Annotated in this window: 1 protein-coding gene; it reads left to right on the top strand. The window is 72.7% G+C overall.

Going from position 1 to position 20,372, the window contains the following annotated elements:
- Nucleotides 1–20,346 (top strand): type I polyketide synthase (locus CFP71_RS00010; RefSeq protein WP_093931738.1); only part of this gene is annotated, 20,346 nt, incomplete at its 5' end.
- Between the last annotated feature and the right edge of the window lie 26 nt (nt 20,347–20,372).

Here is a 20,372-nt window from a genome sequence, read left to right as displayed (position 1 = left end):
ATCAGCGGCACCAACTCCCACGTGCTGCTGGAGCAGGCGCCCGCGGTCGAAGAGTCCACAGTAGACTCAGTTGCTCCGCCGGTGATCCCGTGGGTGCTGTCCGGCCGCACTCCGGCGGCGTTGCGCGCCCAGGCCCGTGCGCTGCTGGACGTCGAGGGCGATCCCGCCGGCATCGGCTGGTCGCTGGCCGCGACCAGGTCCACCTTCGAGCATCGCGCGGTCGTGACCGGCCGCGACGAAGCCACGCTGCGTCAAGGGCTGACTGCTGTCGCCGAAGGAAATCACGACGTCGCCGAGGCGACCGACGGCAGCCTCGCGGTCTGCTTCACCGGCCAGGGTTCGCAGCGCCTCGGCATGGGCCGTGAGCTGTACGAGACGTATCCGGCGTTCGCCGCCGCGTTCGACCAGGTCTGCGAGTTGCTGCCGGGCGTGCGCGAGATCGTCTTCGGTGACGACGCGGACGCCTTGAACGACACCGCGAACGCGCAGCCCGCGCTGTTCGCGCTGGAGGTCGCCCTCTACCGGCTGGTCGAATCCTGGGGCGTCGTCCCGGACTTCCTGATCGGGCATTCCGTCGGCGACTTCGCCGCGGCGCACGTCGCCGGCGTCTGGTCGCTGGAAGACGCCGCCGAGCTGATCGCCGCCCGCGGGCGTCTCATGAGCGCGTTGCCGCGCGGTGGCGCGATGTGCGCGATCGAGGCGACCGAGGACGAGGTCCGCGCCGCCCTGGTCGCGGGGGCGGACATCGCCACGGTCAATGGTCCCCGCGCCATCGTCGTCTCCGGTACCGAAGACGCCGTGCGAGCCGTCGCGGCGGTGTTCAGCGAGCAGGGCCGCCGAACCAAGCACCTCGCCGTCTCCCATGCGTTCCACTCGGCGCTGATGGACGGCATGCTCGACGACTTCGCCGCCGTCGCCCGCCGCGTCACCTACAAGACGCCGAAGATCGCGCTGATCGCGGGCGTCACCGGCCGTATCGCCGAGACCGCCGAGATCCTCGACCCGGCCTACTGGGTCCGGCACGTGCGCGAGGCCGTGCGGTTCGCGGACGGCGTCAAGGCACTGGCCGAAGCGGGCGTCACCCGTTTCCTCGAACTGGGCCCGGACGGCATCCTCTCCGCCGCCGGTCAGGACAGCGCGGACGGGCTGTTCGTCCCCGCGCTGCGCCGCGACCGGCCCGAACCCGAGACGTTCGTCGCCGCGCTGGCCGCCCTGCACGTCCACGGCGGGAAGGTCGGCTGGGCCGCCGCGTTCGACGGCGCGCGTCCCGTCGAACTGCCCACGTACCCGTTCCAGCGCGAGTTCTACTGGCTCCCCGCGACCCACGCCGCCGGTGACGCGGCGGGTCTCGGCCTCGGCTCGCTCGACCACCCGCTGCTCGGTGCCGCCGTCTCGGTCGCCGACGCGGGTGGATTCCTGTTCACCGGCAGCCTTTCGCTGCGCACACATCCGTGGCTGGCCGACCACCTGGTGCACGGCCAGGTCGTCGTGCCCGGCACCGCGCTGGTCGAGCTCGCCGTGCGTGCCGCCGACGAAACCGGGCTGACGGCGCTGGAAGAGCTGACCCTGCAGACGCCGCTGGTACTTCCGGAGAGCGGCGCGGTCCAGGTCCAGCTGTGGGCCGGGACGCCCGAAGAGTCGGGCCACCGGCCGCTCACCGTGCACTCGCGTCCGCACGGCGCGGGGGAGTGGACGCCGCACGCGACCGGCGCGCTCGCCCCGGCCGCCGCGACGCCGGACTGGGAGCTGGCCGAGTGGCCGCCGCCCGGCGCCGAAGCCGTGTCGCTCGAAGGCCGCTACTCCGAGCTGGCCTCGGCCGGGCTGGAGTACGGCGAGATCTTCCAGGGCTTGCGCGCTTTGTGGCGCGACGGCGAGCACACCTACGCCGAGGTCTCACTGCCCGACGCCGCCCGCGACCAAGCCGGTCGCTTCGGGCTGCACCCCGCTCTCCTCGACTCGGCGTTGCACGCGCTCGCGGAGGGCGACGGTCCCGCCCGCCTGCCGTTCGCATGGAGCGACGTCGTCCTGCACGCCTCCGGCGCGGCCGAACTGCGTGTCCGGCTCACTCCTTCCGGCACCGACGCGGTTACGCTGCGCGTGGCCGACGGGACCGGTTCGCCGGTCGCCACGGTCGGCTCGCTGGTCGTCCGTCCCGTTTCGGCGGGACAACTGCGCCCCGCGACCTCCCGTGACGGGCTGTACGAGCTGGAGTGGCGTCCGATCGCCACCCCGGAAACCGAAGCGCCGAGCTGGGAGCACTTCGCGGACGTCACCGGCGAGGCACCCGAGGTCGTCGTGTACCACGCCGAAGGGGATGACGTCCACGCCGTCACCGGCGCCACCCTGGATGTTCTCCGCACTTTCCTCGCCGAAGACCGGTTCAACGCGTCGAAGCTCTTTGTCTACACCGGACAGTCCGATGTGGACCCGGTGGCCGCCGCGGTGTGGGGGCTCGTGCGCAGCGCCCAGTCGGAGCATCCGGACCGGTTCCTGCTCGCCGACGAGCTGTCCGAAGCCGTCTTGGCCTCGGGTGAACCGCAGGTCTCCGTCCGCGATGGTGAACTGCGCGTGCCGCGTCTGGTCACGCCCGAATCCACCGGCAGGCTGCTGCCGCCGTCCGGGAACTGGCGGCTCGGCCTGTCCGGCAAGGGCACCTTCGATCACCTGACCCTGGAGCCGCTGCCCGACGAGCCGCTCGGCCCGCAGGGCGTCCGGGTCTCCGTCCGCGCCGCGGGGCTCAACTTCCGTGACGTGCTCAACGCGCTCGGCATGTACCCCGGCGAGGCCGGGCTGCTCGGCAGCGAGTTCGCCGGGACCGTCCTCGAGGTCGGCGACGGCGTCACCGACCTGCGGCCCGGCGACCAGGTGATGGGCCTCGTCTCCGGCGGCGCCGGCCCGGTCGCGGTCGCCGAACGGCCGATGATCACCCGCAAACCCGCGGACTGGACCTACGAGCAGGCCGCGTCGACGCCGCTGGTGTTCCTGACCGCCTACTACGCGCTGGTGGACCTGGCTGGGCTCAAGGCGGGCGAGTCGATCCTGATCCACGCCGCCGCCGGCGGTGTCGGCATGGCCGCCACCCAGCTCGCGCGGCATCTGGGCGCCGAGGTCTACGGCACCGCGAGCGAAAGCAAGCAGTACGTGCTGCGCGACGCCGGACTCGACGACGCGCACATCGCCTCCAGCCGCACGCTGGAGTTCGAGGAGCGCTTCAGCGGCATCGACGTCGTGCTGAACGCGCTCGCCGGGGACTTCATCGACGCCTCGATCCGCACGATGGCACCGGGCGGCCGCTTCCTGGAGATGGGCAAGACCGACATCCGCGAGCCCGAAGGCGTCCACTACCAAGCGTTCGACCTGATCGACGCTGGTCCGGAGCGGACTTCACAGATGTGGGACGCGCTGACCGCGCTGTTCGCTTCCGGCGCGCTCGCCCCGCTGCCGACCCGCACCTGGGACGTCCGCGAAGCCCGGGAAGCGTTCCGGTTCCTCAGCCAGGCCAAGCACATCGGCAAGGTCGCGCTCACCATGCCGAGGACACTCGACCCCGAGCGGACGGTGCTGATCACCGGCGGCACGGGCGGCCTCGGCGCCCTGATCGCCCGCCATCTCGTGACCACGCACGGCGTCCGGAAGCTGCTGCTCACCAGCCGTCGCGGCCTGGACGCGCCGGGCGCGCGGGAGCTGGTCGAGGAGTTGGACGCCGACGTCCAGGTCGTCGCGTGCGACGTCTCCGATCGTGAAGCGGTGGCCGCGCTGCTGGACGGTGTCGACCTGACCGGTGTCGTGCACGCCGCCGGTGTGCTGGACGACGGCACCATCGACGCGCTCACCCAGGAGCGGCTCGACTACGTGCTCGGCCCGAAGGCCGACGCCGCAAGGCATCTGCACGAACTCTCCGGCGACCCGGAGCTCTTCGTCACGTTCTCCTCCGCCGCCGGTGTGCTCGGCGCGCCGGGACAGGGCAACTACGCGGCGGCCAATGGTTATCTCGACGGTCTCGCCGCCCACCGCCGGTCGCTCGGCCTCGCCGGGCAGTCGCTGGCCTGGGGCCCGTGGGCCGCGGGCATGGCGGAGACACTCGGCGAGGCCCACCTGGCGCGGCTGCGCGCCGGAGGCACTCCCGCGCTCGCCGTCGAGGACGGCCTCGCGCTGTTCGACGCGGCCATCGCCGCCGGTGCGCCGCTGGCCATCCCGGTGCAGCTGGATCTGCCGGTGCTCGCCGCGTCCGGACCGCTCCCGCCGCTGCTCGGCGCGCTCGTGAAACCCGGCCGCCGGACCGCCAAATCGGGCAGTGATTCCTCGCTGGCCAGGCGGCTCGCCGGGCTGACCGAGGCCGACCAGGACCGCGAACTGCTCGACCTCGTCCGCACCCAGGTCGCCTTGGTGCTCGGGCACGTCAACGCCGCCACCGTCGAACCCGGCCGCGGCTTCATGGACTCCGGTTTCGACTCGCTGACCGCGGTCGAACTGCGCAACCGCCTCGGTTCCGTGACCGGGCTGCGGCTGCCGTCGACGGTGATCTTCGACCACCCGACCCCGGTCGCCCTCGCCGGCTACGTGCGCTCGGAACTGCTCGGCGACCTCACCGCCGGGCCCCGGACCCGCGCCCGCGTCACCGATGACAGTGAGCCGATCGCGGTCGTCGCGACCAGCTGCCGGTTCCCCGGTGAGGTGAACACGCCGGAAGACCTGTGGCGTCTCGTGGCCGAGGGCCGCGAAGGCCTCACGGAGTTCCCCACCGACCGCGGCTGGGACCTGGCGGCGCTGTTCGACCCGACCCCGGGCAAACAGGGCGTGTCGAACACCCGCACCGGCGGCTTCCTGCCCGACGCGGGCGACTTCGACCCGGAGTTCTTCGGGATCTCGCCCCGTGAAGCGCTCGCCATGGATCCGCAGCAGCGGTTGCTGCTGGAGATCGCCTGGGAGGCCTTCGAACGCGCGGGAATCCCGCCGGGCACCCTGCGCGGCAGCGACACCGGTGTCTTCACCGGCGCGATCTACCACGAATACGCCTCCAGGCTGACGAAGATCCCGGAGGAGGTCGAAGGCTTCCTCGGCACCGGCACGTCCGGCGCGATGATGTCCGGCCGTGTCTCCTACACCTTCGGGTTCGAGGGACCGGCCGTCTCGGTGGACACGGCGTGCTCGTCTTCGCTGGTCGCGATGCATCTGGCGAGCCAGGCATTGCGGTCGGGGGAGTGCTCGCTCGCGCTGGCCGGCGGTGTCACCGTGATGGCCAACCCCGATCCGTTCGTCGACTTCAGCAAGCAGAACGCGATGGCGATCGACGGCCGCTGCAAGGCCTTCGCCAACGGCGCCGACGGCGTCGCCTGGGGTGAGGGCGCCGGGTTCGTCCTGCTGGAGAAGCTGTCCGACGCGCGCCGCAACGGACACCCCGTGCTGGCGCTGCTCAAGGGATCCGCGGTCAATCAGGACGGGGCGTCCAGCGGGCTTACCGCGCCGAACGGCCCGTCGCAGCAGCGCGTCATCCTCCAGGCGCTCGCGAACGCCGGACTGTCCACTTCGGACGTCGACGTCGTCGAGGCGCACGGCACCGGCACCAGGCTGGGCGACCCGATCGAGGCGCAGGCCTTGCTCGCCACCTATGGCCAGGACCGCGAAGAGCCGCTGCTGCTCGGCTCGGTCAAGTCGAACTTCGGGCACACGCAGGCCGCGGCCGGGGTCGCCGGGGTGATCAAGATGGTCGAGGCGATGCGGCACGGCGTCGTCCCCGCGACGCTGCACGTCGACGCGCCCTCGGCCCAGGTCGACTGGGAGGCCGGCGCGATCCGCGTGGCCACCGAGTCCGCGAACTGGCCGGAGACCGGCCGTCCGCGTCGGGCGGGCGTCTCGTCCTTCGGATTCAGCGGGACCAACGCGCACGTCGTGCTGGAACACGTTCCCGCGCAAGAGACCCCCGAGCCGGGAACCCGGCCCGCGATGCTTCCGTGGGTGCTGTCCGGCCGTTCCGAGGAGGCCTTGCGGGCACAGGCCGCGCGGCTCGCGAACCTGACGGACGACCCGCTCGACGTCGCCTGGACCCTCGCCACCGCCCGCACCGCGCACGAACGGCGCGCGGTCGTCGTCGGAACCGATCCGTCGGTGCTGCGGGCCGGGCTGTCCGCGTTCGCCGACACCGGCCGGGCGGCCAACGTCGTGTCCGGCCGCGCGGTCACCGGACGGCTCGCGTTCCTGTTCACCGGCCAGGGCGCCCAGCGGCTCGGCATGGGCCAGGGTCTGTACGAGACCTTCCCGGTGTTCGCGACGGCGTATGACGAGGTCGCCGCGCTGCTGCCGCTCGATGGTGACATCGACCGCACCGGCACCGCGCAGCCCGCGATCTTCGCCCTGGAAGTGGCGTTGTTCCGGCTCTTCGAATCCTGGGGTGTGACCCCCGATCTCCTCGCCGGGCACTCGATCGGCGAGATCGCGGCGGCGCATGTCGCCGGGGTGCTTTCCCTGGAGGACGCGGCGAAACTCGTCGAAGCGCGCGGCAGGCTGATGGAGGCGCTGCCCGAGGGCGGCGCGATGATCGCGGTGCAGGCGTCCGAGGACGAGGTGCGTGAGTTCCTGACCGACGAGGTCTGCTTGGCCGCCGTGAACGGGCCGGACGCCGTCGTCCTGTCCGGTGTGGACGGTCCGGTGCGCGAGGTCGCCGCCCGGTTCGCCGGAGAAGGCCGCCGCACCAAGCATCTGGTGGTGTCTCACGCGTTCCACTCGGCGCTGATGGAGCCGATGCTGGACGAGTTCGCCGAAGTCGCGTCGTCCTTGAAGTACAACCGGCCGCGGATCCCGATCGTGTCCACCGTGAGCGCGTCGGCGGAGCTGACCGACCCGGGTTACTGGGTCCGGCACGTTCGAGAAACCGTCCGGTTCGCCGACGCTCTCGCGGCGCTGACCGCCGAGGGCGTCACGACGTTCCTCGAACTCGGACCGGACGCGGTGCTCAGCGCGCTCGTCGACGGCGGTGTGCCCGCGCTGCGCAAGGACTCCGACGAGGCCAGGACCGCGATGACCGCGCTGGGCGCGGTGCACGCGGCGGGCGCTCCCGTGGACTGGGACCGCTTCTTCGACGGCAGCGGCGCGCGGCCCGCGAACCTGCCCACCTATCCGTTCCAGCGCCGTCGCTTCTGGCTGCTGGCCCCGCCGGGGTCAGGCGACGCCACCGCGCTGGGTCTCGGCGCGCTCGACCACCCGCTGCTGGGCGCCGCCGTCGCGCTGCCCGAACGCGGCGGGCTGGTGCTCACCGGACGCCTGTCGCTCGACGAACAGCCGTGGCTGGCCGGGCACCGCGTCCGCGACGCCGTCCTGCTGCCCGGGACCGCGTTCGCCGAACTGGCCGTGCGGGCGGCCGACGAGGTCGGCTTCGGCACCGTCGAGGAACTGACGTTGCAGGCACCGCTGGTGCTCACCTCGGCCCCGGTCCAGCTGCGCGTGTCCCTTTCGGACGATGGCAGCCTGGCGGTGCATTCGCGTCCTCAGGACGGCGAATGGACGTTGCACGCCACCGGCTCGCTGACCACGACCGTCGAGGAACCCGCCGCGACCACCGATTGGCCGCCGTCCGGCGCGGAAACCATCGACCTGGAAGGCTTCTACACCACCCTGGCCGAGGCCGGGCTCACCTACGGGGACCCGTTCCGCGGTCTGCGCGCGGCCTGGCGCCGGGGCGACGAGGTCTTCGCCGAGGTCGCGCTGCCCGAGGGCACCGACGTCCGCGGGTTCGGGCTGCACCCGGCACTGCTCGACGCCGTTCTGCACGCCGTCGGCCTGACCGGCGGCCCGGCGCGGCTGCCGTTCTCGTGGGCCGGGCTGGCGTTGCACGCCACCGGCGCGAGCACGCTGCGGGCCCGGCTCACCCCGGCAGGGCAGGATGCCGTTTCCTTGCACGTCACCGACGGCACGGGCGCGCCGGTGCTCTCCGTCGCGTCGCTGAGCCTGCGTCCGGTGGGCGACGGGCCACTGCCCAGCGCCGCCACCGACGCGCTGTTCGGCCTCGACTGGATCCCCGTCGCCGTTCCGCGGCAGGCCGAAGACGTCACCGTGCACGAAGCCGCGTCGGTCGAGGCCACGCTCGAAGCATTGCAGGCGGCCGAAGACCGGCTTGTCGTCCATCTCACCGGCGACAGCCCTGCGCACGCCGCGATCGCCGGACTGGTGCGCAGCGCGCAGGCCGAGTACCCGGACAAGTTCGTCCTGGTCCACGGTGACGGAGACGCCCGGATCGCGGCCGCCACCGGCGAACCCGAGGTCAAGTTCACCGAAGACGGTCCGCGCGTGCCCCGCCTGACGCGGTCCCGCGCCACCGCCGACCCGGACTGGACCCTCGACGGCACCGTCCTGGTCACCGGCGGTACCGGCGGACTCGGCGCGCACGTCGCGCGGCGGCTCGTCGAGCGACACGGCGTCCGGCACCTGCTGCTCGTCGGACGCCGGGGTGCCGACGCGCCCGGTGCCGAGACCTTGCGTGAGGATCTGCGCGCGCTCGGCGCCGAGGTGACGATCGCCGCTTGCGACGTCGCCGACCGGTCCCAGCTGGAGTCCGTGCTCGCGCTTGTCGAAGAACCGCTCAGCGGCGTTGTGCACGCGGCGGGTGTCCTCGACGACGGCGTCCTCACCGCGATGACCCCCGAGCGGCTCGCCGCCGTGGCTGGTCCGAAGGCGGAGGCCGCGCGGCATCTGCACGAACTGACCACGGACCTGAAGCTGTTCGTCACGTTCTCCTCGATCGCCGGCGCGCTCGGCGCACCCGGTCAGGCGAACTACGCGGCGGCCAACGGCTACCTCGACGGGCTCGCCACGCTCCGGCGTGCCCAGGGCCTGCCCGGCACGTCGATCGCTTACGGCCTCTGGGAAACCGGCATGGGCGAGGGCCGCGGCGGGACCGCGCTGCCGGTCGAAGCCGGGCTGGAGCTGTTCGACCTGCTGGCCCTCGGTGACGACCCGCGTCCCGTCGCGACCAAGCTGGACCTGGCCGCCTTGCGTGCCGAAGCCGAGGTGCCGCACGTGCTGCGGAGCCTGGTCCGGCCGCGACGTCGCCGTGCCGCGGAGGAAGCGGAAGCCGCGGGCCTGCGGCAGCGTCTGGCGGGCGTGCCCGCCGGTGAGCGCACACGGCTGCTGACCGAACTGGTCCGCACCGAGGCCGCGCACGTCCTCAGCCACACCAGCCCCGACGCCGTCGAGGCCGACCGCGCCTTCGGTGACCTCGGTTTCGACTCGCTCACCGCGGTCGAGTTCCGCAACCGCCTCGGCACGGTCACCGGGCTGCGGCTCCCCGCGACGCTGACCTTCGACCACCCGACGCCCTCGGCGCTGGCCGAGTTCCTGCTCGCCGAACTGCTCGACGAACCCGCCGACGCGACCCCGGTCTTCACCGCCGCCCGCGCCGACGGCGACCCGATCGTCATCGTCGGCATGGCCTGCCGCTACCCGGGCGGCGTGACGTCGCCGGAAGAGCTGTGGGACCTGGTCGCCGGTGGCCGCGACGGCGTGACCCGGTTCCCCGAGGACCGCGGCTGGGACGTCGACGGCATCTACGACCCCGACCCTGACCGGCCGGGCAAGACCTACACCCGCGAAGGCGGATTCCTGCACGACGCGGGCGACTTCGACCCGGAGTTCTTCGGGATCTCGCCGCGTGAGGCGCTCGCGATGGACCCGCAGCAGCGTCTGCTGCTCGAAGTCGCGTGGGAGGCGCTGGAGCGTTCCGGCACCGACCCGACGGCGCTCAAGGGCACCCCGACCGGCGTGTTCGCCGGCGTCATGTACCACGATTACGGCACCCGGCTTGGCAACGACGTCCCCGACGACGTCGAGGGTTTCCTCGGCACCGGCACTTCGGGGAGCGTGCTGTCCGGCCGTGTCGCCTACACCCTCGGTCTGGAGGGACCCGCGGTTTCGGTCGACACCGCGTGCTCCTCGTCGCTGGTGGCCCTGCACTGGGCGACGCAGGCGCTGAAGTCGGGGGAGTGCTCGCTGGCGCTGGCCGGCGGTGTCACGGTGATGGCGACGCCGGAGACGTTCATCGGGTTCTCCCGTCAGCGCGGCCTCGCGGCCGACGGCCGCTGCAAATCGTTCTCGGCCGACGCCGACGGGACCGGCTGGGCCGAAGGCGCCGGAATGCTCGTGCTGGAACGGCTTTCCGACGCGCGCCGCAACGGGCACCGCGTGCTCGCGGTCGTCAAGGGCTCCGCGGTCAACTCCGACGGCGCGTCCAACGGCCTCACCGCGCCTAACGGTCCCTCGCAGCAGCGCGTGATTCGTCAGGCGCTGGCCGCCGCCGGGGTCCCGTCGTCCACTGTGGACGCTGTCGAGGCGCACGGCACCGGTACGACGCTGGGCGACCCGATCGAGGCTCAGGCGCTCCTGGCCACTTACGGCCGCGAGCGTGACGGCGAGCCGCTGTACCTCGGCTCCGTGAAGTCCAACTTCGGCCACACGCAGGCCGCGGCGGGCGTCGCCGGGATCATCAAGATGGTCCAGGCGATGCGCCACGGTGTCCTGCCGCCGACGCTGCACCTGGGCGAGGCGACGCCGCACGTCGACTGGGAAGCCGGTGACGTCGAGCTGCTCGCCGACGGCCGGGAGTGGCCGGAGACCGGACGTCCGCGCCGGTCCGCCGTGTCGTCGTTCGGGATCAGCGGCACCAACGCGCACGTCATCCTCGAACAGCCTCCGGCCGAAACCCCCGCACCGCGCGAGGTCGTGACTCCGGCGCTCGTGCCGTGGGTGCTCTCCGGCCGCGCCGAAGACACCCTGCGGGAGCAGGCCGGGCGACTGCTCGGCCGCGACGGCGAGCCGGTCGACGTCGGTTTCGCGCTCGCCACGACCCGGACCGCGCACGAACGGCGTGCCGTCGTGCTCGGTGCCACGGAAGAAGAACTCCGCGCCGGACTCGGCTCGCTGGCCGAGGGCACGATCACGCCGTCGGTCGTCACCGGGCGCGTGCTGTCCGGACGGACGGCGTTCCTGTTCACCGGTCAGGGATCCCAGCGTCTCGGCATGGGCGAAGGGCTCTACGCCGCCTTCCCGGTGTTCGCCAAGGCCTATGACGAGGTCGCCGCACTGCTCCCGACCGGCGGCGACCTGAACCGCACCGGCGCCGCGCAGCCCGCGATCTTCGCACTCGAAGTCGCGCTGTACCGGCTCGCCGAGTCCTGGGGCATGACGCCCGATTTCGTGGCCGGGCACTCGATCGGCGAGTTCGCGGCGGCGCACGTCGCCGGGGTGCTTTCCCTGGCGGACGCGGCCAAGCTCGTCGAGGCTCGTGGCCGGTTGATGGAGGCGCTGCCCGAGGGCGGCGCGATGGTCGCGGTCCAGGCGAGTGAGGACGAGGTGCGCGAGCATCTGACGCCGAAGGTCTCGCTGGCCGCTGTGAACGGCCCGGACGCGGTGGTTCTTTCGGGCGCCGCGTCGCCGACGCTGAAGCTGGCCAAGAAGTTCGAGAAGCTCGGCCGCCGTACCAAGCGGCTGGAGGTCTCGCACGCGTTCCACTCGGCCCTGATGGAGCCGATGCTCGACGAGTTCGCCGCCGTGGTGCGGAGCTTGGAGTTCTCGGCGCCGACGATCCCGTTCGTGTCCACAGTGGATGGTGAACGGACGGCGCGGGTCGCCGAACCGGAGTACTGGGTGGAGCACGTCCGTGCCACCGTCCGGTTCGACGCCGGGCTGGCGTGGCTGCGCGAGGCCGGGGTGACCAGGTTCCTGGAACTGGGCCCGGCCGCCGTGCTGACCGCGCTCGCCGACGACGGCCCGGACACCTTCGCGTCGTCGTTCCTGCGCGCCGACCGCGACGAGGCCGAGACCGCGCTCACCACGCTGGCCACCGCGTACACCCGCGGCGTCGGAGTCGACTGGGCGGCGGTGTTCCGCCCGACCGGTGCCCGCGTCGTCGACCTGCCGACGTCGGTGTTCGACCGCCGCCGCTTCTGGCTCGCCGCCGGGACCGGAGCGGGCGACGTCACCTCGGCCGGGCTCCAGGTCGCCGGGCACCCGCTGCTGGGTGCCGCCGTGCCGTTCGCCGACGGTGACGGCTGGGTGCTCACCGGACGGCTTTCGGTCGCCACGCATCCGTGGCTGGCCGGGCACGCCGCGTTCGGTGAAGTGCTCGTCCCCGGCACCGGACTGCTCGAACTCGCCGTTCGCGCCGGTGACGAAGCCGGCTGCGGAGGCGTGGAGGAACTGACCCTCGCCGCGCCGCTGGTGCTGCCGCCGCACGGCGCGCTGGACGTCCAGGTGCTCGTCGGCGCCGCGGGCACCGGCGGACGTCGTCCGGTTTCGGTGCATTCGCGTGCCCCGCAAGGGGAATGGACCGAGCACGCGACGGGCACGCTCACCCCGGAGACGGCCGCCGTGCCGACCGGGCTCACGGAATGGCCGCCCGCCGCCGAGCCGCTCTCACTCGACGGGCTCTACGCGGACATGGCGGCCGCGGGGCTCGACTACGGACCGCCGTTCCGCGGGCTCGCCACCGCCTGGCGCGATGGCGACACCGTCTTCGCCGAGATCGAACTGCCCGAGGGCACCGACGTCGACGGCTTCGGCCTGCACCCGGCGCTGCTCGACGCGGCGCTCCACACCCTCGGTCTCCTGCCGGGCGAGGGCACCCGCCTGCCGTTCCTGTTCGGCGACGTCACCCTGCACGCCACCGGCGCCACCGCGCTGCGCGTCCGGGTCACGCCCGCCGGATCCGGATTCTCCTTGCTGGTCACCGACACCACCGGTGCGCCGGTCGCCACGATCGGCACGGTCGCGGTCCGCACCGCCGAGGCACCGGCGCAGCAAACGGACTCGCTGTACGAACTGACCTGGGTCGAGGTACCCGCCGACGGCGAGGTTCCTGAGGACGTCACGGTCTTCACCGCACCCGAAGGCGAGCCGCGAGCGGCACTGGCCGAGACCCTGACCGCGATCCAGGAGTTCCTGGCCGACGGCGGGACACGGCTGGTGATCCGCACCGGTGACACTCCGGCCGGGGCCGCTGTGCGCGGTCTCGCCCGCACCGCCGCCTCGGAGCACCCGGACCGGTTCGTCGTCCTCGAAGGCGAGGACGTCAGCCTGGCACTGGCCACCGGTGAACCGCAGGTGCGGATCCGCGACGGCGTCGCGGAAGTCCCGCGTCTCGCCCGGGCCACCCCGGGTGAGGCAGCGATCTGGGGCGAGGGCACGGTTCTCGTCACCGGCGGCACCGGCGGGGTCGGGGCCGCGATCGCCCGGCACCTCGCACCCGGCGTCACGAAGCTGGTCCTCACCAGCCGTCGTGGTCTCGACGCTCCGGGCGCGGCGGAGCTGGCGGAAGAACTCGGCGCCGACGTCGTCGCCTGCGACGTCACCGACCGCGACGCGCTCGCCGTCCTGCTCGACGGGATCGAAGACCTCACCGGGATCGTGCACGCCGCCGGTGTGCTCGACGACGGCGTCGTCACCGAACTGACCCCGGAGCGCTTCGACACCGTGCTGCGGCCCAAGGCCGAGGCGGCGCTCGCGCTCCACGAACTCACCCTCGGCAAGCCGTTGACCCAGTTCGTCCTGGTGTCCTCGGTGTCCGGAATCCTCGGCGGTCCGGGGCAGGCCAGTTACGCCGCGGCCAACGCCCTGCTCGACGACCTCGCGCGCCGCCGTCAAGCCGAGGGCCTGCCCGCCCGTTCGCTCGCGTACGGCCTGTGGGCCAACGGCATGGGCGGGCAGTCCGATGTGGACAGGCTCGCCCGCGCGGGATTCGGGGCGCTGACCGACGAAGAGGGCCTGGCGTTGTTCGACGCCGCGCTGGCCGCTTCGACGCCGGTCCCGGTGCCGGTCAAGCTCGACCTGGCGACGCTGCGCACGCTGGCTCGCACGACCGAGCCCGCACCCGCGCTGCGCGGTCTGGTCCGGGTGCCGAAGCGGCGGGGTGCGGCCAACGCCGCGGCCGCCGCCGGGCTGACCGCGACGCTCGCCCGGCTCTCACCCGCCGACCAGCTCTCGCATCTGGTCGACCTGGTCCGGGGTCACGTCGCCGACGTGCTCGGACACGGCACCGCGACGTCGGTCGAGGCCGGCCGCGCGTTCACCGAACTCGGCTTCGACTCGCTCACCGCGGTCGAACTGCGCAACCGGCTCGACGAGGCGACCGGGCTGCGGCTGCCCGCCACGCTGATCTTCGACCACCCGAACCCGGCGGCACTGGCCACGTACATCCGCGGCGAACTGTCCGGAGAGGCGTCCACTGTGGACGTCGAACCGGTGCGGGTCGCCGAGCCGGACGAGCCCATCGCGATCGTCGCGATGAGCTGCCGCTTCCCGGGCGGCGTCAGCTCGCCGGAGGACCTGTGGCGCCTGGTCGCCGAAGGGACCGACGCGATCACGCCGTTCCCGACCGACCGCGGCTGGGACCTCGACGGGCTGTACCACCCGGACCCCGACCACCCCGGCACCAGCTACGCCCGCGAGGGCGGTTTCCTGCACGACGCCGCCGACTTCGACGCGGAGTTCTTCGGCATCTCTCCGCGCGAGGCGGTCACCGTCGACCCGCAGCAGCGGCTGCTGCTGGAGACCGCGCAGGAGGCGTTCGAACGCGCCGGGATCGATCCGGTCTCGCTGCGCGGCAGCGCCACCGGTGTGTTCGCCGGTGTCATGTACGACGACTACGCGTCGCGTCTCGCCGCCACCCCGGACGGGATGGAGGGCCTGCTCGGGACCGGCAGCGCGAGCAGCGTGCTGACCGGCCGAGTCGCCTACACCTTCGGGCTCGAAGGCCCGGCGGTCTCGGTCGACACGGCGTGCTCGTCCTCGCTGGTCGCCCTGCACTGGGCGGCGCAAGCGCTGCGCTCCGGTGAATGCGGACTGGCGCTGGTCGGCGGCGCGACCGTGATGGCCAGCCCCAACCCGTTCATCGAGTTCTCCCGCCAGCGCGGCCTGGCCGCCGACGGCCGCTGCAAGCCGTTCGCGGCCGCGGCCGACGGCACCGCCTGGGCCGAGGGCGCCGGATTCCTGCTCCTGGAACGGCTTTCCGACGCCCGTCGCAACGGACGTCACGTGCTGGCGGTGGTCCGCGGCAGCGCGGTCAACCAGGACGGCGCGTCCAACGGCATGACCGCGCCCAACGGACCCTCGCAGCAACGGGTCATCCGGCGCGCATTGGCCGCGGCGGGCGTCGAATCGTCCACTGTGGACATCGTCGAGGCGCACGGCACGGGAACCGCGCTGGGTGACCCGATCGAGGCACAGGCGCTGCTGGCCACCTACGGCCAGGACCGCGAGGAACCGCTGTGGCTGGGTTCGGTGAAGTCCAACATCGGCCACACGCAGGCCGCCGCCGGGCTCGCCGGGATCATCAAGATGGTCGAGGCGATGCGGCACGGCGTCCTGCCCGCCACCCTGCACGTCGACGAGCCGTCCCCGCACGTCGACTGGAGCGAGGGCGAGGTCCGGCTGCTGACCGAGGCACGTCCTTGGCCCGAGGCGGACAGGCCCCGGCGCGCGGCGGTGTCGGCGTTCGGCATCAGCGGTACCAACGCGCACGTCATCCTGGAGCAGGTCCCGGAGCCGGTGAAGCACGCGGCCCCGGCGGCGCCGTCGCTACTGCCGTGGGTGCTGAGCGCCCGCACGGAAGACGCGCTGCGGGCCCAGGCCGGACGACTGCTCGGCACCGTCGGGTTCGCCGACCCGGTCGACATCGGTTACGCCCTGGCGACCACGCGGACCGCGTTCGAACGGCGGGCGGTGCTCACCGGCGACTTGCGCTCCGGACTGGCCGCCCTCGCGGGTGGCGGGACTACCCCGGACGTCGTCACCGGCCGCGTGGCCGAGGGCAAGCTCGCGATGCTGTTCACCGGTCAGGGGTCCCAGCGGCTCGGCATGGGGCAAGGTCTCTACGACGCTTTCCCGGTGTTCGCCGAGGCTTACGACGAGGTCACCGCGCTGCTTCCGCTTGATGGAGATATCGACCGCACCGGCACCGCGCAGCCCGCGATCTTCGCCCTGGAAGTGGCGTTGTTCCGGCTGGTGGAGTCGTGGGGGATCCGGCCCGATTTCCTGGCCGGGCACTCGATTGGCGAGATCGCCGCAGCCCAGGTGGCGGGCGTGTTCTCCCTGGAGGACGCGGCGAAGCTCGTCGAAGCCCGCGGTCGGTTGATGGAGGCGCTGCCGGAAGGTGGCGCGATGGTCGCGGTCCAGGCGACCGAGGACGAGGTGCGCGAGTTCCTGTCCGACGAGGTCTGCCTTGCGGCGGTCAACGGACCGCAGGCGATCGTCCTGTCCGGTGTGGACGGTCCGGTCCGCCAGGTCGCTGACCGGTTCGCGCAGGAAGGCCGCCGCACCAAGGCACTGGTCGTCTCCCACGCGTTCCACTCGGCGCTCATGGAGCCGATGCTGGCGGAGTTCGCCGAAGTGGCGGCGTCGCTGGAGTATTCCGAGCCGCGGATCCCGATCGTGTCCACCGTGAGCGAAACGGCCGATCTGACCGACCCGGGGTACTGGGTCCGCCACGTCCGAGAGACCGTGCGGTTCGCCGACGGCGTCGCCGCGCTCTCGGCGGCAGGCGTCACCCGGTTCGCGGAACTCGGCCCGGACGGCGTGCTCTCCGCGATGGGCCTCGACAGCGCCCCCGACGCGGTGTTCGTCCCGGTGCTGCGCAAGGACCGTGACGAACGCCAGACCGCCGCCCTCGCATTTAGTCGACTAATTGCGGCGGGGGTTGAGGTCGATTGGGCGAAGTTCTTCGAGGGCACGGACGCCCACGCCGTCCCGCTGCCCACCTACGCGTTCCAGCGCGAACGGTTCTGGCTCGACCCGCCCGCCGTCGCCGGTGACGCCGCCGGGCTCGGCCTGGCCGCGGCCGGGCACCCGCTGCTCGGCGCGACCGTGCCGACGGCGGGCGAAGACGGCCTGGTCGGCTACGGCAGGCTGTCCCGCGCCGTGCAGCCGTGGCTGGCCGATCACGCGGTGCTCGGCACCGTGCTGGTCCCCGGCGCGGCCCTGGTCGAACTCGCCGTCCGGGCGGGCGACGAACTCGGCTGCTCCCGGGTGGCCGAACTGACCCTGGCCGCACCGATGGTGCTGCCGGAGACCGGCGGACTGGCCGTGCAGGTGGTGGTCGGATCGCCGGACGACGACGGACGACGTCCGGTGTCGATCCACTCCCGCCTCGGCGAGGCCCAGTGGACCGAGCACGCGACCGGCCTGCTCGCCCCCGGGGACGCCTATCCGGCGGCCAAGGACGCCACGTGGCCGCCTGCCGGAGCTCAGGCAGTCGACGTCACCGAGCTTTACGCGGGGCTCGCCGACGCGGGCCTGCAATACGGGCCGGTGTTCCAGGGCCTCACCGCCGCTTGGCTCGTGGGTGAAGAGGTCTGCGCGGACCTCGAACTTCCCGCCGCCGCGCACGGCGACGCCGGGAAGTTCGGCCTGCACCCGGCCCTGCTCGACGCCGCGCTGCACGCCATCGGCCTGCTGCCCGGGAACGCCGAAACCACCCGGCTGCCGTTCCTCTGGCGTGACGTCGTCCTGCACGCGGCCGGCGCCACCGCCGCCCGCGTCCGGGTCGCGGCCTCCGGCACGGACTCGGTGCGGCTGGAACTCACCGACGGTGCCGGAGCGCCGGTGCTGACGGTGGGGTCGTTGCTGCTGCGTGAGGTCACCGACCTCGGCCTAGTGGATCCGTCCACTTCGGACTCACTGTTCCGGCTCGGCTGGGCCCAGGTCACGAACGAGTCCCCGGCTCCGGCGACAGAGCTGCTCTCGGCGGTACCCGGCGCCGACGAGACCCCGGCGGCCGCGCACGCTCTGCTGCGAAGCACGCTGGCGAAACTTCAGGAGTGGCTGGCCGAGGAGAAGGACGCCATCCTCGTCGTGCGCACCGAAAACGCGGTCGCCGTGTCTACATCGGACATTATCGACCCGGCTTCGGCCGCGGTCTGGGGTCTGGTCCGCAGTGCCCAGTCCGAGAACCCCGGTCGCCTGGTGCTGCTCGACGCCGCCGAGGCGCACGTCGACACCGCGCTGGCCGTGCTGGGCGACGAAACCCAGCTGGCCGTCCGTGACGGCGTCGTCCACGCCGCCCGGCTGCTGACCGCCGCGTCGTCGACCGATCTCGTGCCGCCGTGGCACGAAGAGGCCTGGCGCCTGGACAGCGTCGTCAAGGGCACGCTCGACAGGCTCTCCTTCGAGCCGTACCCGGACGTGCTGGAACCGTTGCTGCCGCGTGAGGTCCGGATCGCCACCCGGGCGGCCGGGACGAACTTCCGCGACGTGCTCAACGTGCTCGGCATGTACCCGGGTGACGCCGGCCGGATCGGCTACGAGGCCGCCGGTGTCGTCACCGACGTCGGGTCCGAAGTGGACGATCTCGTCGTGGGCGACCGGGTGATGGGCCTGGTGCACGGCGGGTTCGGCCCGCTCACCTTCGCCGACCGGGACCTGCTGGCGAAGATGCCCGAGGGCTGGACGTTCGAAGAAGCCGCGTCGGTGCCGCTGGTGTTCCTCACCGCTTACTACGCGCTGACCGACCTCGGCGCGCTGAAGAAGGGCGAGTCGGTGCTCATCCACGCCGCGGCGGGTGGTGTCGGCATGGCCGCCACGCAACTCGCCCGGCACCTCGGCGCCGAGGTGTTCGGCACCGCGAGCGAGGGCAAATGGGACGTCCTGCGCGCGGCCGGACTGGCCGATGACCACATCGCCTCGTCGCGGACGCTCGACTTCGAGGAGCGGTTCCGCGAGACCACCGGCGGGAACGGCGTGGACGTCGTCCTCAACGCGCTGACGGGCGACTTCATCGACGCGTCGATGCGCCTGTTACCGCGCGGTGGACGGTTCGTGGAAATGGGGAAGACCGACGTCCGTCCGGACGGCGGCGCCGCGGGGCACCATCCCGGTGTGACTTACCAGGCGTTCGACGTGATCGACGCCGGCAACCACCGGATCGCGCGGATATGGGAGGAGCTGATCACCTTGTTCGACCAGGGCGCGCTCACCCCGCTGCCGATCCGGACCTGGGATCTGCGCCGGGCACCGGAGGCGCTGCGGTTCCTGTCCCAGGCCAAGCACGTCGGCAAGGTCGTGCTGACCGTGCCGCGCCGCCCGATCGGCGGCACGGTGCTCGTCACCGGCGGTACCGGCGGTCTCGGCGCGGTGCTGGCCAGGCACCTGGTGACCAAGCACGACATCCGGGACCTGGTGCTGACCAGCCGTCGCGGTCCGGACGCGCCCGGCGCGGCCGAATTGACGGCGGAACTGACCGAACTCGGCGCGAACGTGCGGATCGAGGCGTGCGACGCCGCCGACCGCGCCTCGCTCGCCGAGGTACTGGACCGCACGCCCGGGCTGACCGGGGTGGTGCACGCGGCCGGTGTCCTCGACGACGGCCTGCTGACCGCGCTCACCCCCGAGCGGCTCGAAAAGGTGCTGCGGCCCAAGGTGGACGCGGCGTGGAACCTGCACGAACTCACCCGTGGTCACGACCTGACCATGTTCGTCCTGTTCTCGTCGGCCGCCGGGGTGCTCGGCGCGCCGGGGCAGGCGAACTACGCCGCCGCGAACACCTTCCTCGACGGGCTGGCGCACCACCGCCGCGGCCTCGGCCTGCCCGCGACGTCGCTCGCCTTCGGCCTCTGGGCCGACGGCATGGGCGACTCGGCCGACGCGGACCGGATGGGCCGCGACGGGGTCGGCAGTTTCGACCCGGTCGAGGGGCTGGAGTTGTTCGACCTGGCCACCGGCCTGGCCGAACCGGTCTCGGTGCCGGTCAAGCTGGACGTCGCCGGGCTCCGCTCGATGACCGGTCCGGTGCCGCCGCTGCTGCGCGGTCTCGTCCGCGGTTCGGTGCGGCGCGCCGCTCCGGTGGACGCGGCGGCGCAGGCCGACGGGCTCAAGCGACGGCTCGCCGGACTGTCGCAAGTGGACGCCGAACGGGTGCTGCTCGACGTGGTGCGCGGCCAGGCCGCCGTGGCACTCGGGCACGACGGTGCGGACTCGATCGAGCCGGGCCGGGCGTTCACCGATCTGGGCTTCGACTCGCTGACCGCGGTCGAGCTGCGTAACGGTCTCGACGCGGCCACCGGGCTGCGCCTGCCCGCGACGCTGATCTTCGACTACCCGACCCCGGACGACCTCGCCAAGTTCCTCCAGTCCGAGATAGACGCCGCGGGACCTGCCGCGACAGAGGAAACCGGCCTGGCGTCGGGAATCGACAAGCTCGCCGCCGAATTGTCCACAGTGGACTTGGCAAGCGCGGACGGGGCCGAGGTCGAGGCGAAGCTGCGGAACCTGGTGGCCCTGTGGCAGGACCGCGTCCGTCCGTCCGGCGGCGACGCCGACCTGGAAGTGGACACCATCGACGACATGTTCGCCCTGCTGGACAACGAACTCTGACCCCCGGCCCGCCGCCGCGAGGAGGA

Origin of the sequence: Amycolatopsis thailandensis (genome assembly GCF_002234405.1) — a bacterium.
GTDB classification, from domain to species: Bacteria; Actinomycetota; Actinomycetes; order Mycobacteriales; family Pseudonocardiaceae; genus Amycolatopsis; species Amycolatopsis thailandensis.
This window is presented reverse-complemented; position numbering and strand designations above follow the sequence as displayed.